Source organism: Amycolatopsis sp. NPDC051102, assembly GCF_040682815.1.
Taxonomy (GTDB): Bacteria; Actinomycetota; Actinomycetes; order Mycobacteriales; family Pseudonocardiaceae; genus Amycolatopsis.
This window is the reverse complement of sequence record NZ_JBFBBT010000019.1, coordinates 150,561-163,585: the sequence shown is the minus strand read 5'-3', so window position 1 is coordinate 163,585 and position 13,025 is coordinate 150,561. Positions and strand designations below refer to the sequence as shown.

Annotated in this window: 9 protein-coding genes; 5 read left to right on the top strand and 4 right to left on the bottom strand. The window is 69.6% G+C overall.

The genetic code is table 11. From position 1 onward, the window contains the following. The first annotated feature begins 82 nt into the window (after positions 1–82). A complete protein-coding gene (locus AB0M93_RS37215) occupies positions 83–1,276 on the top strand; it encodes an oxygenase MpaB family protein (protein WP_364283042.1) in 1,194 nt (397 codons plus the stop codon). Between the two features lie 23 nt (positions 1,277–1,299). Continuing rightward, positions 1,300–1,881 (top strand): dCTP deaminase, encoded by a 582-nt coding sequence (dcd, locus tag AB0M93_RS37210; protein ID WP_003058109.1) that lies wholly within the window; start codon positions 1,300–1,302, stop codon positions 1,879–1,881. Here the strand turns inward: dcd and AB0M93_RS37205 are convergent. Then, on the bottom strand, positions 1,878–3,071 hold the full coding sequence (locus AB0M93_RS37205) for an FAD-dependent monooxygenase (RefSeq protein WP_364282957.1): 1,194 nt from the start codon (positions 3,069–3,071) through the stop codon (positions 1,878–1,880). The two genes, dcd and AB0M93_RS37205, sit on opposite strands and share 4 nt — an antisense overlap. A gap of 71 nt (positions 3,072–3,142) precedes the next feature. Here AB0M93_RS37205 and AB0M93_RS37200 point away from each other — a divergent pair, with 71 nt between their 5' ends. The 3 genes from AB0M93_RS37200 (at position 3,143) to AB0M93_RS37190 (ending at position 8,921) form a co-directional block, all read left to right on the top strand. Then, positions 3,143–3,613, top strand: coding sequence for a MarR family transcriptional regulator (locus AB0M93_RS37200; protein WP_364282954.1), 471 nt, complete (start codon positions 3,143–3,145; stop codon positions 3,611–3,613). Between the two features lie 66 nt (positions 3,614–3,679). After that, entirely contained in the window at positions 3,680–8,074 is a 4,395-nt protein-coding gene (locus AB0M93_RS37195; RefSeq protein ID WP_364282951.1) for a hypothetical protein, read from the top strand. 145 nt (positions 8,075–8,219) lie between these two features. Beyond that, entirely contained in the window at positions 8,220–8,921 is a 702-nt protein-coding gene (locus AB0M93_RS37190) for a CAP domain-containing protein (RefSeq protein WP_364282948.1), read from the top strand. Here AB0M93_RS37190 and AB0M93_RS37185 read toward each other — a convergent pair. The 3 genes from AB0M93_RS37185 to AB0M93_RS37175 all read right to left on the bottom strand — a co-directional run bounded on the left by AB0M93_RS37185 (position 8,915) and on the right by AB0M93_RS37175 (position 12,921). Next, positions 8,915–9,940: a cation diffusion facilitator family transporter gene (locus tag AB0M93_RS37185; RefSeq protein ID WP_364282945.1), complete on the bottom strand. Its 1,026-nt coding sequence runs from the start codon at positions 9,938–9,940 to the stop codon at positions 8,915–8,917. The genes AB0M93_RS37190 and AB0M93_RS37185 overlap by 7 nt on opposite strands. A gap of 17 nt (positions 9,941–9,957) precedes the next feature. After that, on the bottom strand, positions 9,958–10,305 hold the full coding sequence (locus AB0M93_RS37180; protein WP_364282942.1) for a DUF742 domain-containing protein: 348 nt from the start codon (positions 10,303–10,305) through the stop codon (positions 9,958–9,960). Between the two features lie 402 nt (positions 10,306–10,707). Next, the gene (locus tag AB0M93_RS37175) at positions 10,708–12,921 is read right to left on the bottom strand and encodes a (Fe-S)-binding protein (protein WP_364282939.1); all 2,214 of its coding nucleotides are present in this window, start codon (positions 12,919–12,921) and stop codon (positions 10,708–10,710) included. Between the last annotated feature and the right edge of the window lie 104 nt (positions 12,922–13,025).

The following is a 13,025-nucleotide window of genomic DNA, read 5'->3' as shown; positions in this document are numbered from 1 at the left end:
TCCCCTTGTCCAGGACCCTCCCCTCCTTGACTCGCGCGCGTCAAGTGACAACACTTGTTGTCGACTAGCGGAGGTGAGCGCCGTGGAGGAGCCCGAGCTGTTCCGGCAAGGTGGGTTCCGGCTGGCCCAGCGGCTGTTCATCGAAGGTGACATCCGGGGTGACGAGCGGCAGGTCGCCCGGTTGCGGGAGTTCGCCCAGGTGCAGGACCGGCTTGCGGACGACGTCGTTGCCTGGATGGCGCAGCAGCCCAAGGGGCACGGGCGGAAGCTCTTCGAAGACGCCCTGGTGAACCGCGCCGAGGCGAGTGGGCCGCTGAAGGACTTCTTCGAGCAGGTTGACGCCAAGCCCTACTGGGTCGATGACGAGCGGCTCGAGCGCGGCGCCAAAGCCATCACCCGGGCCGGGCTGCTCGGGCTCTTTCCGCTCGGGGACATGTCGCTGATGGGTGGTTATCTCGCCTCGCGGGCCACGAAGTCGCTGGTCGGGACCGGGGAGATCGAGCACAAGGCCACCCGGCGGCTCGTCGAGACCGCCGCCTGGTGGATCGATGTCACCACGCCCGGGGCGCTCAAGCACGGTGGGACCGGGTACGCCGCCGCGCTGCGGATCCGGCTTGTGCACGCCCATGTGCGGGCCGCCATGAATCGGCGGGAGGACTGGGACTACGCCGCTTGGGATCGGCCCGTCAACCAGGTGCAGACCGCCGGGACGTTGCTGCTCTTCTCGCTCGTCTACGTCTTCGGTACGCAGCTGCTCGGCCTGCGCTACTCCGCCCGGGAACGTGGCGACATCCTGCACCTCTGGCGCTACATCGGGTGGCTCATGGGCGTCGACGACGAGCTGCTGCCCACCTCCGAAGAGGACGCCTGGCGGCTGCTGTGGCTGCTCGCCGCCACCGAATTCATCCCCGACGACGACTCCAAGCGGCTCGCCAAGGCGCTGATCGAGGCCAACGCCGCCGTCGGGGAAGGGCGTGGGGCCGTCGGGAAGGTTCTCTCGCACGTCTCCGTTGCCGTGCACTCGTCGATCAGCAGGCTCGTGCTCGGGAAGACCAATGCCGACTTCCTCGGTCTGCCCAACGACCCGGTTGCGCAGGCCGCGATCGTTGCCGTCGCCGGGGTCAACTTCGCCGCCGAGACCGTGCGGCGGTTCATCCCCGGGGCCACCGCGCTGCAGGAACGGATCGGGCAGGCCGGACGGCGTGGGTACGTCAAGCGGCTCGAGAAGATCTTCGGGCCTGACACGACGTACGCGCAGCACATGCGGGCCGCCTGAGCCCACCGGATAGGCTTCGGGCCGTGCTGCTCAGTGACCGTGACCTCCGCAAAGAGCTCGACGCCGGCCGGCTCGGCATCGACCCCTTCGATGCCGGCATGGTCCAGCCGTCCAGCATCGATGTCCGGCTCGACCGGTTCTTCCGCGTCTTCGACAACAGCAAGTACACCCACATCGACCCGCAGCTGCAGCAGGACGAGCTCACCTCGCTGGTCGAGAAGGAGGGCGACGAGCCCTTCGTGCTGCACCCCGGCGAGTTCGTGCTCGGGTCGACGTTCGAGCTCGTCACCCTGGCCGACGACCTGGCCGGCCGGCTCGAAGGCAAGTCGTCGCTGGGGCGCCTCGGGCTGCTCACGCACTCGACCGCCGGGTTCATCGACCCCGGCTTCTCCGGGCACATCACCCTGGAGCTGTCGAACGTCGCCAACCTGCCGATCACCCTCTGGCCCGGCATGAAGATCGGCCAGCTGTGCATCTTCCGGCTGTCGAGTTCGGCCGAGCACCCGTACGGCTCCAGCGAAGCCGGGTCCCGCTACCAGGGGCAGCGTGGCCCGACCCCGAGCCGGGCGTACAAGAACTTTCACCGCGTCGACACCTGGCGCTAGACCGCCACCTTCTCGTCCCAATCGATGTGGTGGTTCCACATGAAGGCGTTCGGGTCCTCCTCGGACGGCTTCGCGAACGCCCGCTTGATGAAGAAGTCGCGGACGACCCGACCGATCGGGCCGATCACCTTCTGCTCGCCGTTGCGCTTGCCGGCCGCGACCACGGCCTCCACGCGCTCCCGGCGCAGACCTTCGTAGGTGGCCAGCGCGCGCTCGACGTCCGGCACGTCGCGGAGGCATTTGCCCAGCGTGACGGCGTCTTCGATGGCCATTGACGCGCCCTGGCCCGCTGCCGGTGAGGTCGCGTGGGCCGCGTCCCCGATGATCACCATGCGGCCGCGGTGCCAGACCGGGACCGTCGGGAAGTCGTACGTCGGCCAGGCCGGGTAGATTTCCCGCGTCGCCTGGATGATCTCGGTGGCCGGCGTCCGGTCGGGGGCGACCAGGTGCAGGAGCTCGGCGCGCAGTTTCTCCCCGGCGAGCCCGGCCAGCTCGGACCCGGTCGGCTCGGTCTTGCGGGGCGGGTTCGCGAACCACCAGACGCGGCCGTCCGCGCTGACGACGTGGCAGAAGAACACGCGCTTGCCGAACACCATGTTCAGCACGCCCGGCTCGTCGGGCAGGTCCAGTCCTTCGGCGAACCCGCCGGTGTTCAGCAGCGGGACGTACCGCGGTGACGGCGCGTCCGGGTCGATGATCGTGCGCACCCGGGAGCGGAGGCCGTCGGCGCCGATCAGGAGATCGCCTTCCGCGTGCGAGCCGTCCGAGAAGTCCGCTCTGACGTGCGTGTTCGTCTGGCTCGCGCCGATCAGTCGTTTGCCGTACTCGGCGTGGATGCCGCGTCGGGCGGCCTCGTCGCGCAGCGCGACGTAGAGGTCGGAGCGCAGGACGGTCTGGCTCACGGTGCCGTCCGGGAGAGTGCCGCCCAGGGGAAATTCGGCGAGCCGGGTGCCGTTGCCGAGCCCGATCGACATCCGCGGCGAGTCGAAGCCCGCGCTCCGGACCACGTCCTTGAGGCCCAGCGGGAGCAGCGCGTCCAGCCCGTTGACCGCCAGGGTCAGGAACGCGCCGACCCCCTCGGCGCCGCGGTCGTACGCCTCGAACAGCAGCGGTTCGTGCCCGGCTTCGTGCAGGGCGATGGCGGTGATCGTGCCCGCCACGCCGCCCCCGATGATCAGTGCCCGTGTCATCTTTCGTCTCCTCGAATGTCTTAGAAACTAATTCGTTCTGTCGAACTAAAGGGTGGGCTAGGCTGGGTGCCGTGTCAAGCGAGCGCGCGAAACTCGTCGAAGAAGTTCTGCTCAGGTCGCGGGAGCTGTCGACGGAGACGGTCATGTTCCACACCGCGATCGCCGAGACCCGTGGACTGTCGGCGGTGGAGACCAAGGTCTTGGACTACCTCGCGCGCTTCGGTTCACAGACGCCGAAGGACCTGGCGCGGCTCTCCGGCCTCGCGCCCGCGTCGGTGACGGCGATGATCGACCGGCTGGAACGCAAGGGCATCGTCAACCGCGAGCGGCACCCCGAGGACCGGCGCAAGATCCTCATCGCCCTGGACCTGCAGTCGATCGCGAAGGGCGTGCACCTGTGGGATCACCTCGTGCAGGGCATGCACGAGCTCTGCGACCGCTACACCGACGACGAGCTCCGGACGATCATCGGGTTCGTCCAGGCCGCCACCGCCCTCACCCACGAGTCGACGGCGAAGCTGACCGGCTCCACGAAAGAGTGAGTTTGAGGGCGTAAAACCGGCTCCCGTGCCACGCTCCCAAGGTCGTGTCGGCCCCGGAGGTGGCTGTTGCCCGAAAGACCGCTGCGCCTGGTTCTGCTCCTGGCACTGGTCTTCCTGGCCTCGGTGGTCGTGCCGTCGGCGGGCGCGGCCGTCGCCCCGCCGTTCGCGGCCGGCTACGACGACACCGTGTACGGCGACTTCCTGTACGCGGGCAACGGCGCCCTGCGCTGCCCGGTCGCCGCCGACCACGCGCCGTCCGGCGGCGCGGCGGGCACGCCCGCGGCGTGCGCGAATACTGCGGACCGCAAGGACAACCTGGTCAACGACGACTTCTTCATGCAGTGGGCCGACGTCGACGCCGACCCCGGGACGTTCGATTCGGCGACCGTCTCGGTGACCGTCCCGCCGGGCGCGCGCATCGCCTTCGCGCGGCTGAACTGGGCGGGCAGCACAACCTGCGGTCCGTCGGCGGCCGCGCCACCGGGGACACCGGCGAAGCAGAACGTCCGGCTTTCCGTGGGCAGCGCGAAGCCCGTCGACGTCCCGCCCTCGGCGTACGCCGAAGACACGGGTTACTACTCGGCCCACGCCGACGTGACCGGCCGGTTCGCCAGTGCCGCGGGCGCGCTCGACGTCACGGTCGGGAACGTCTGGGCCCCCAAGGGTTTCGGCTGCGTCGGCGGCTGGTCGATCGTGCTGGTCTACGCCTATCCCGAGCGCAACGCCGATTTCGCGCCGGAGAAGCGCAAGGTCGTCGTCTACGACGGGCACGTCCGGCAGGCGGCCGGCGCACCGCCGACGGAGGCGACGATCACCGGCTTCCGCGCGGCGGCCGCCGACGCGCACCTCGGCGTCACGGCCTACGACGGCGACTGGGGCGCCACCGTCGACCAGTTCCTGATCGACGGCACCCCGGCCGCCGAGCCCGCGACCGGCGGCACGGCGAACTTCTTCGTCGCCAACGCCGACAACGCGGCGGCGCCCGCCGCGAAGAACAACTTCAGCGTCGACGCGAAGGCGTTCAACGTCGACAGCATCCCCGCCGGCGCGACGCGCACCAAGCTCGCCTTCGTCACCGGCGATGACGCGTTCCTGGCGCAGAACCTCGCGTTTTCGGTGCCGGTGCCCGAACTCCGGATCGCCGTGCGCGCGACCCAGCCGAAGGCGCACGCCGGCGAGCCGGTGACGTTCGCGGTCGCCGTGACCAACCCCGGTGCCGACCCGGCGTCCGGCGTGCAGGTCTCCGACGACGTCGTCCCGGCGTGCGCCAAACCGCTCGGCACGCTCGGCCCGGGCCAGTCGGTGACCTACACGTGCACCGGAACCGCACCGCCCGACGACTTCACGAACACCGCGAAGGCGACCGGCGCGAGCGCGCTCGGCGACCACCTGAACGGCGTGGCCGCCGCCCACGTCGACGTCGTGCACCCGGCCCTCGCCCTCACGAAGACGGCCGACCGGCCGGCCTACCGCGCCGGCGAGACCGCGACGTTCATGATCAAGGCGACCAACACCGGCGACACCGGCCTCGCCGACCTGCGCGTGACCGACCCGAAAACGCCGTCGTGCACCCTCACCGGAACGCTCGCCCTGGGCGAAAGCCGCACGACGACGTGCACGGCGAAGGCGCCGATCGCCGGCGGCGTCAACACGGCGAGTGCGGTGGCGGCCGACGACCTCGGCGAGCAGGTCACGGCCACCGCCGACGCTCCCGCGCCGACGATCGCGCCGGCGATCGAGGTCACCAAGACCGCGGACCCGCCGGTGATCCACGCGGGCGACGCCGTCACCTGGACGGTCGCCGTGCGCAACACCGGCGACAGTCCCCTCGCGCCGGTGCAGGTCACCGACGACACGACGGCAGCGTGCACGCGCACGATCGCCGGGTTGGCCGTGGGCGCGACGCAGGCGTACACGTGCACGGCGAACCCGTCCCGGACGACGACGTCCCAGGCGACCGTCACCGGCACCGACCTGGCCGGCCGGGCCGTGACCGCGACGGCGTCGGCCACCGTTTCGGTGATCACGCCGGCGCTGACGCTGGCCGCGGACGCGTCACCCGGCATCGCGCGCGCCGGCGACCCGGTCACGTTCACGATCACGGTCGCCAACGCCGGCGACGCACCGCTGACGGACGCCGCTGTCGCGGACGCGGCCGTCCCGGCGTGCGCCAAGCTGCTGGGCACGCTCGCGCCGGGCCGGACGGTCAGCTACCAGTGCACCGCCCCGGCGCCGCCGGACGACTTCGCCACGACGGTCATCGCCACCGGCAAGGACCAGCTCGACCGCGTGGTGAAGGTGACGGACGACGCCACGGTCGACGTCATCCACCCGGCAGTGACGCTGGCCGCGCGCGCCGCACCCGCGCAGGTCCGCGAAGGCGACAAGGTCACGTTCGCCGTGCTGGTCGAGAACACCGGCGACGTCCCGCTGGCGGGCGTCACGGTGGCGGACGACCAGGTGACCGCGTGCGCGAGGAAGCTCGGCGCGCTCCAGCCGAGGACGCAGCAGGCGTACGAGTGCACGACGGTCGCGGGCCCGACGGGCTTCGCGAACAAGCCGACGGTGACCGGCACCGACCCGACGGACCATCCGGTGACGGCGACGGCCGAAGCAGCGTTCGCGGTGCAGCACCCGGCGGTCGCGATCACGGCGGCCGTCACGGGCGGTCCGTTCCGCGAGGGCGACAAGGTGCCGTTCCGGATCACGGTCCACAACACCGGTGACGTGCCCCTGACCGGCCTCCGGGTCAAGGAAGCCGCGGACGCGCGAGACACCGGCTGCACCCAGGCCATCGACGGCGCGCTCGAACCCGGCGGCGTCGGCAACTTCACCTGCACCACCACGGCGCCGCCCGACGACATCACCCGTACCTTCCGGATCGTCGCCACGCCACCGGTCGGCCCGGACGTCATCGCCGCCGCCGAAACGACCGTCGACGTCATCCACCCGGCCATAGCGATCACCAGGACCGCCACACCGGACGTCGTCCGCGCCGGTGACACCGTCACGTCGACCATCACCGTCGTCAACACCGGCGACAGCACGCTCCAAGACGTCGCCGTGGCCGACCTGCTCGCCCCGGACTGCGCCAAATCCCTGGGACGCCTGGAACCGCAGGCGAAGCAGACCTACCGCTGCACGCAAACCGCCGGCGATGCTGACTTCGCCGCCGTCGCGAGAGCCACCGGCACCGACGCCACGAACCGTCCGGTGATCGCCACCGCCGGGGTCCCGGTCGACGTCATCCACCCCGCGGTCTCGATCACGAACGACGCTGCGCCCGCGCGAGTGCGGCAAGGCGACACCGTGACGTTCACGCTCGTCGTCATGAACACCGGCGATGTCCCGCTGACCAACCTCTCCATTGTGGACAGCAGCATCCCGGCGTGCGCTCACTCCATCGGCACCCTCCTTCCCGGCGCCCGGCAGCGCCACTCCTGCAAGGTAGACGCCGGCACCGACATTTTCGTGAGCTCCGCCACCGCGATGGCCACCGATCCGACGAACCGCCAGGTCAGCGCGACCGGCGACGCGGCCTACACCGTCCTGCACCCCGGCCTCTCGGTCGCCCAGGACGTCCACGGCGGCCCCTTCCGCACGGGCGACACCGTCATGACGACCATCACCGTCACCAACACCGGTGACAGCCCGCTGACCGCCGTCGAGGTGATGGCGGCCTGCCCCAAGACCTTCGACGAGCTGGAACCCGGCGCGAAACAGCAGTTCGACTGCACGAGGACCGCTCCGGCGGACGACGTCGTCAGCACCGTCAAGGCGACCGCGAAGGCTCCCATCGGCCCGCCACTCGGCGCGAGCGACGCCGACAAGATCGACGTCATCCACCCGGCCGTGCAGCTCACCGTGGACGCCAAGCCGGGAACAGTGCGCGCAGGCGACGACGTCACCTTCACCATCACCGCGCGCAACACCGGCGACGTCCCGCTGACCGCGGTGTCCGTTGTGGACAAACGACGGCAGGCCACCTGCGCGAACGAGTTCGGCACCGTGCCGTCCGGCGCGGTGAAGACCTACACCTGCACCCGCAAAGCGCCGGACGACGACTTCGAGCAAGCCGTCGAGATCAGCGGAATTGATCCGGCCGGTCGCGCCGTGCAATCGACCGGTGACGCAAAAGTGAATGTCGTCCACCCCGAGATCGCCGTGATGAAAGACGCCACGCCATACGAAGCCCGGGAAGGCGACACCGTCACCTTTTCGATCCTGGTCAAGAACACCGGCGACGTGCCGCTCACCGACGTCACGGTCACGGATGACCACACGCCGTCCTGCGCGCGCACTGCCCCGGACCTGCCCGTGGAAGCGGAAATCTCGTACAAGTGCACAACGGTCGCCGGAAAAGTTGGCTTTACCGGCAAAGCAATCGCCTCCGGGCAAGATCCGACCCGGCGTCCGGTGAGTGCTGCGGGCGAAGCGACGTTCGTCGTCCGAATGAGCTGAACGGAGTAACGCGGAAGCAGCCGATTGCCGCGAATTCCCTACCTGTCGCCGACGGTAAATGTGACCAGTGCGTTCGTAGGGTTCTCGTTGTAATCGTCCCGTGATACGTTCCTGCGCCGTGTCCCCCATTGGTGAACGTGCTCACGTGGTGATGGTGTCACTCAGTGTGCTGCTCGGCGTTTTCTCCGCCGCGGCCGGTACCTGGATGGCCACCGCGGAAGGAAACACCGCCGAGCTCGGCGCCGCGGCCTTGGTGCTGCCCAACGCGCCCGCCGGAGCCGGCGGCGGCAGTGGCACCGATCTCGCCGGCGGCCAGGTCCAGACCACCACCCCCGGTCAGCCTGCCGCGCCCTCGTCCTCGGCCTCCGCCCCGACCACGTCGTCGGCGGCGCCCACGCCGACCGAGACGTCCGCAGCCGCGCCGGCCACGACGTCCGAAGCTCCGCCGTCCACGACCAGGGCCGCGGCCCGCGTCGCGCCGTCGACCGCCGCCCAAGTTCTGTCGCTGGTCAACGACGAGCGCGCGAAGGCGGGCTGCGACCCGCTGACCGAGGAATCGCACCTGACGAAGGCGGCGCAGGACTACAGCGACCAGATGTCGGCCGGGAACTTCTTCTCCCACACCAGCCCCGACGGAACCACGTTCGACCAGCGCATCAAGCAGGCCGGCTACTCCAAGCCCGGCGCGGAGAACATCGCGAAGGGGCAGACGTCGGCCGCGCAGGTGATGGACGCCTGGATGAACTCCGAGGGCCACCGCGCGAACATCCTGAACTGCTCGCTCAAGAAGCTCGGCGTCGGCGTCACCACGGCCGGCTGGTACTGGGTCCAGGACTTCGGCTACTGAGGGGCCTGCGAAGACTTGTTCCACCGTTCGGCGACGTCGCCGTACCGCGCCAGCACCGTCGCCCGCAGCTCCGGGTCCGACCGCGGCACCGGCTCGATGAACACCTCGGTGACGTCGTTGAACCGCTCCGCCAGCTCGGACGCCAGGCGCACGCACGCGCGCTCCAGGTCGGCGGCCCCGAGCGAGTCGTCGAAGTCCACGCGGGTGCAGACGAGCACCTGGTCGGTGCCCATCAGCATGGTCTGCAGGTCCACGACGGCTTCGATCTCGGGCGCGCCGGAGAGGTGGTCGCGGATGGCGCGGACCAGCCGCGGGTGGGCCTGGCGGCCGACGAGCAGGCCGCGGTTGGTCCGGCCGAGCAGGTAGGCGACGCAGGCGAGCAGCAGGCCGATGGCGATGGACGCGATGCCGTCCCAGATCTCCGAGCCGGTGAGCTGGTGCAGCCCGATGCCGCCGAACGCGAGGAGCAGGCCGATCAGCGCGGCCGAGTCCTCGAACAGGACGGTCTTCGGCGTCGGGTCGTCGATCAGCCGCAGGTACGCCCATAGCGACTGGTTCTCGGCCTTCGACTCGCGGACGACCTGGCGCACCGCCTGCACCCACGACGTGCCTTCGAGCAGGAACGCCACGGCCAGGACGATGTAGCTGAGCAGCGACGTGCTCTGCGCTTCGCCGTGCCCGAAGAGGGTCGAGATGCCCTCGTACAGCGCGAACATCGCGCCCGAGGCGAAGATCGAGACGGCCGCGAGCAGCGACCAGAAGTAGCGCTCCTTGCCGTAGCCGAAGGGGTGCACGCGGTCGGCCGGGCGCGCCGAACGCTTCAACGCCGTCAGCAGCAGGACCTCGGTGATCGTGTCGGCCACCGAGTGCGCGGCTTCCGACAGCATCGCGCCGGAGCCGGTGATGATGCCCGCGATCAGCTTCATCACCGCGATCGCCAGGTTGACCCCGCCGGCGAGCAGGACGGTCAGAGTGCTTTCGCCACCGGAGCCACCGGACTTCGCGGATTCCTCGCTCACTCTTGTGAGCGTAGTGCTCAGAGGCGCCGCAGGCCGTGCAGAACGCGTTCCATGAGGGCGACGGCGGGGCGGCCGTCGGAGCTCGTGCGGCTGTCGTGGATGGTGACCAGGCCCTGCTCGGCCATGTCGTCCAGCAGCACGCGGACGACGCCGAGCGGCACGCTCAGGTTGGCCGCGACTTCGGCGACCGAGCGCGGCTGGTGACACAGGGAGCGCACCGAGCGGAACTCGCCGGTCAGCCGGGCGCCGTTCCAGTGCGCGCCGGCCCGCGTCGAGACCATCGCTTCGATCGCGAGGTGCCGCCGCGACTGCGTCCGGCCGCGCGTCAGGACGTACGGGCGCACGAGGGTGCGCTGGGTGGGCACGTAGTCCGATACGGGACGCTCATCGTCCGGTAGGGGGCGGAGTGCGTGTCGGCCGGTCGTAGTGGTCCGCCGGTCCTCGGCCATCCGTGCCGCCCCCTGATTCCGTGATCGTCAATGGTGCCCTCGCTGGCAACGGCGGCGGCGAGGAAAGGCCAGGATACGCCGCTTGTCCAGGGTTCAGGCCGTCGTTTCTCCTTCACCTGATGGGCCATTTCGGTGATTATCATGAACATTTTTCGAGAAAACGATTACCGCAACGAAGTCCCAGCTAGCGAGCTTGCTGGACATGACAAAGTTGTGACAACGGGTAGCGGAATGGCTACCGCGCCGCCGATCTTTCCGATCACGAAAACGGCCCCGATCAGGACATCCTGACCGGGGCCGCGTCGTGAAAATTTCGCGTCACTCCTCCGCGAGCGACGGCGCGCCGAGGGCGATCGGCTTCGGTTCCGGCTTGCGCTTGACCGACTCGAGCAGCATCTGCGCGACGTCGACGATCTCGACCTTCTCGCTCGCGCTGCCGTCGGCCTGGCGGGCCGTCAGGCCGTCGTTCAGCATCACCTTGCAGAACGGGCAGCCGGTGGCGATCTTCGACGGCGCGGTGCCGAGCGCCTCGTCGACGCGCTCGACGTTGATCCGCTTGCCGATCTTCTCTTCCATCCACATCCGCGCGCCGCCGGCGCCGCAGCACATCGACTTGTCGCCGTGCCGCGGCATCTCACGCAACTGCGCGCCCGTCGCGCCGACCAGCTCGCGCGGCGCCTCGTACACCTTGTTGTGGCGGCCGAGGTAGCACGGGTCGTGGTAGGTGACGTCCTCCGCGACCGGCGCCACCGGCACCAGCTGCTTCTCGCGGACCAGGCGGTTCAGCAGCTGCGTGTGGTGCACGACGTCGAACTGGCCGCCCAGCTCCGGGTACTCGTTGGCGAGGGCGTTGAAGCAGTGCGCGCAGGTCACGACGACCTTGCGGGCCTTGCGCTCGCGGCCCTCGAACACCGAGTTCAGCACCTCGACGTTCTGCTGGGCGAGCATCTGGAACAGGAACTCGTTGCCGGCGCGGCGGGCCGGGTCACCGGTGCAGGACTCCTCCGAGCCGAGCACGGTGTACTTGACGCCCGCCATGTGCAGCAGCTCGGCGACCGCGCGGGTCGTCTTCTTCGCGCGGTCCTCGAACGCGCCGGCGCAGCCGACCCAGAACAGGTACTCGGTGTCGCCGAGGTCGCCGTCGAACACCGGGACCTCGAAGTCCAGGTCCTCGGTCCAGGCCAGCCGGTCCTTGGCGTTCTGGCCCCACGGGTTGCCCTTGTTCTCCAGGTTCTTGAACATGCCGTTCAGCTCGCTGGGGAACGCCGACTCGATCATCACCTGGTAGCGGCGCATGTCGACGATGTGGTCGACGTGCTCGATGTCGACCGGGCACTGCTCGACGCAGGCGCCGCAGCTGGTGCAGGACCACAGGACGTCGGGGTCGATGACGCCGCCGTCGTCGCCGATCAGCGCCTTCTGCGACTCCGCGATGGCCAGGACGTCGATGCCCGCGTACATGTTGTCGCCGGACAGGCCGACCTCGTCGCCCGCCATGTCGCGCTTGCCGCCGGCCAGCAGGTACGGCGCCTTCGCGTAGGCGTGGTCACGCAGCTGCGTGATGACCAGCTTCGGCGACAGCGGCTTGCCCGTGTTCCACGCCGGGCACTGCTCCTGGCAGCGGCCGCACTCGGTGCACGTCGAGAAGTCCAGCCAGCCCTTCCAGCTGAAGTCCTCGATCTTGCCGACGCCGAAGGTGTCCTCGTCCGGGTCGGCTTCCTCGAGGTCGAGGACCTTGCCGCCGCTCATCATCGGCTTGAGCGCGCCGAGAGCGACACCGCCGTCGGCCTCGCGCTTGAAGTAGATGTTGAAGAAGGCGCTGAACCGGTGCCACGCGATGCCCATGGTCATCGTGCGCGCGACGACGATCAGCCAGACCGTGGCGCTCATCAGCTTGACGAACGCGAAGATCGTCACCAGGTTCGGGCTGGCCGGCAGCAGCTGGCCGATCGGGTTCGAGACGAAGGACGCCCACAGCGGCCCTTCGTGCGTGTTCAGCGCGGACTTCGCGGCCCGGACGCCGATGATGCCGATGCCCTCGATGAGCACGACGGCCTCGATGAAGTACGCCCACTTGAAGTTGGACCCGGCGAAGCGCGACTGGCGGTCGGCGCGGCGCGGGTGGTTGCGCTGGCGGATCGCCATCAGCACCAGGATGCCGACGATCGTGCCGAGCCCGAGCAGCTCCATGAGCAGCTGGAACGGCGGGAAGTCGTCGAGGATCGGCCAGCCCCACGTCGGGACGAAGACCTCGCCGTAGGCCTCGAACAGGGCCAGCGAGCCGAGCAGGAAGCCCCACATCACCAGCCAGTGGGCCGGGCCGACGCTGCGCTTCCGGTTCATCCGCGTGTGCGCGGCGAACTCCTTGATCAGCGTTTTCATGCGCGGCATGAACGGCCCGTTGCGCGTCGAGTCGGGCTGGCCGAGGCGGATCACCCGTACGAAACGGGCGATGGTCGCGGCGAACATGCCCCAGGCGACGAGGCCGAGCACGACGGAAATTCCGCCGAGCGTCAGTTGCAGAGCGCCCATCGTTCGGGTGCCTTTCGTCCGGGAAAACTGTGGTGGTGCCGGGAGACTAACCGTCCTTACTGATGAGTAACCTGTTGAGGGGCCGTAAGTCCCACCGATGTGGT

Bases quoted from the DNA above. Each gene is read 5' to 3' on its own strand.
- AB0M93_RS37205 (WP_364282957.1), bottom strand. From the start codon at position 3,071: ATGACACGGGCACTGATCATCGGGGGCGGCGTGGCGGGCACGATCACC.
- AB0M93_RS37175 (WP_364282939.1), bottom strand. From the start codon at position 12,921: ATGGGCGCTCTGCAACTGACGCTCGGCGGAATTTCCGTCGTGCTCGGC.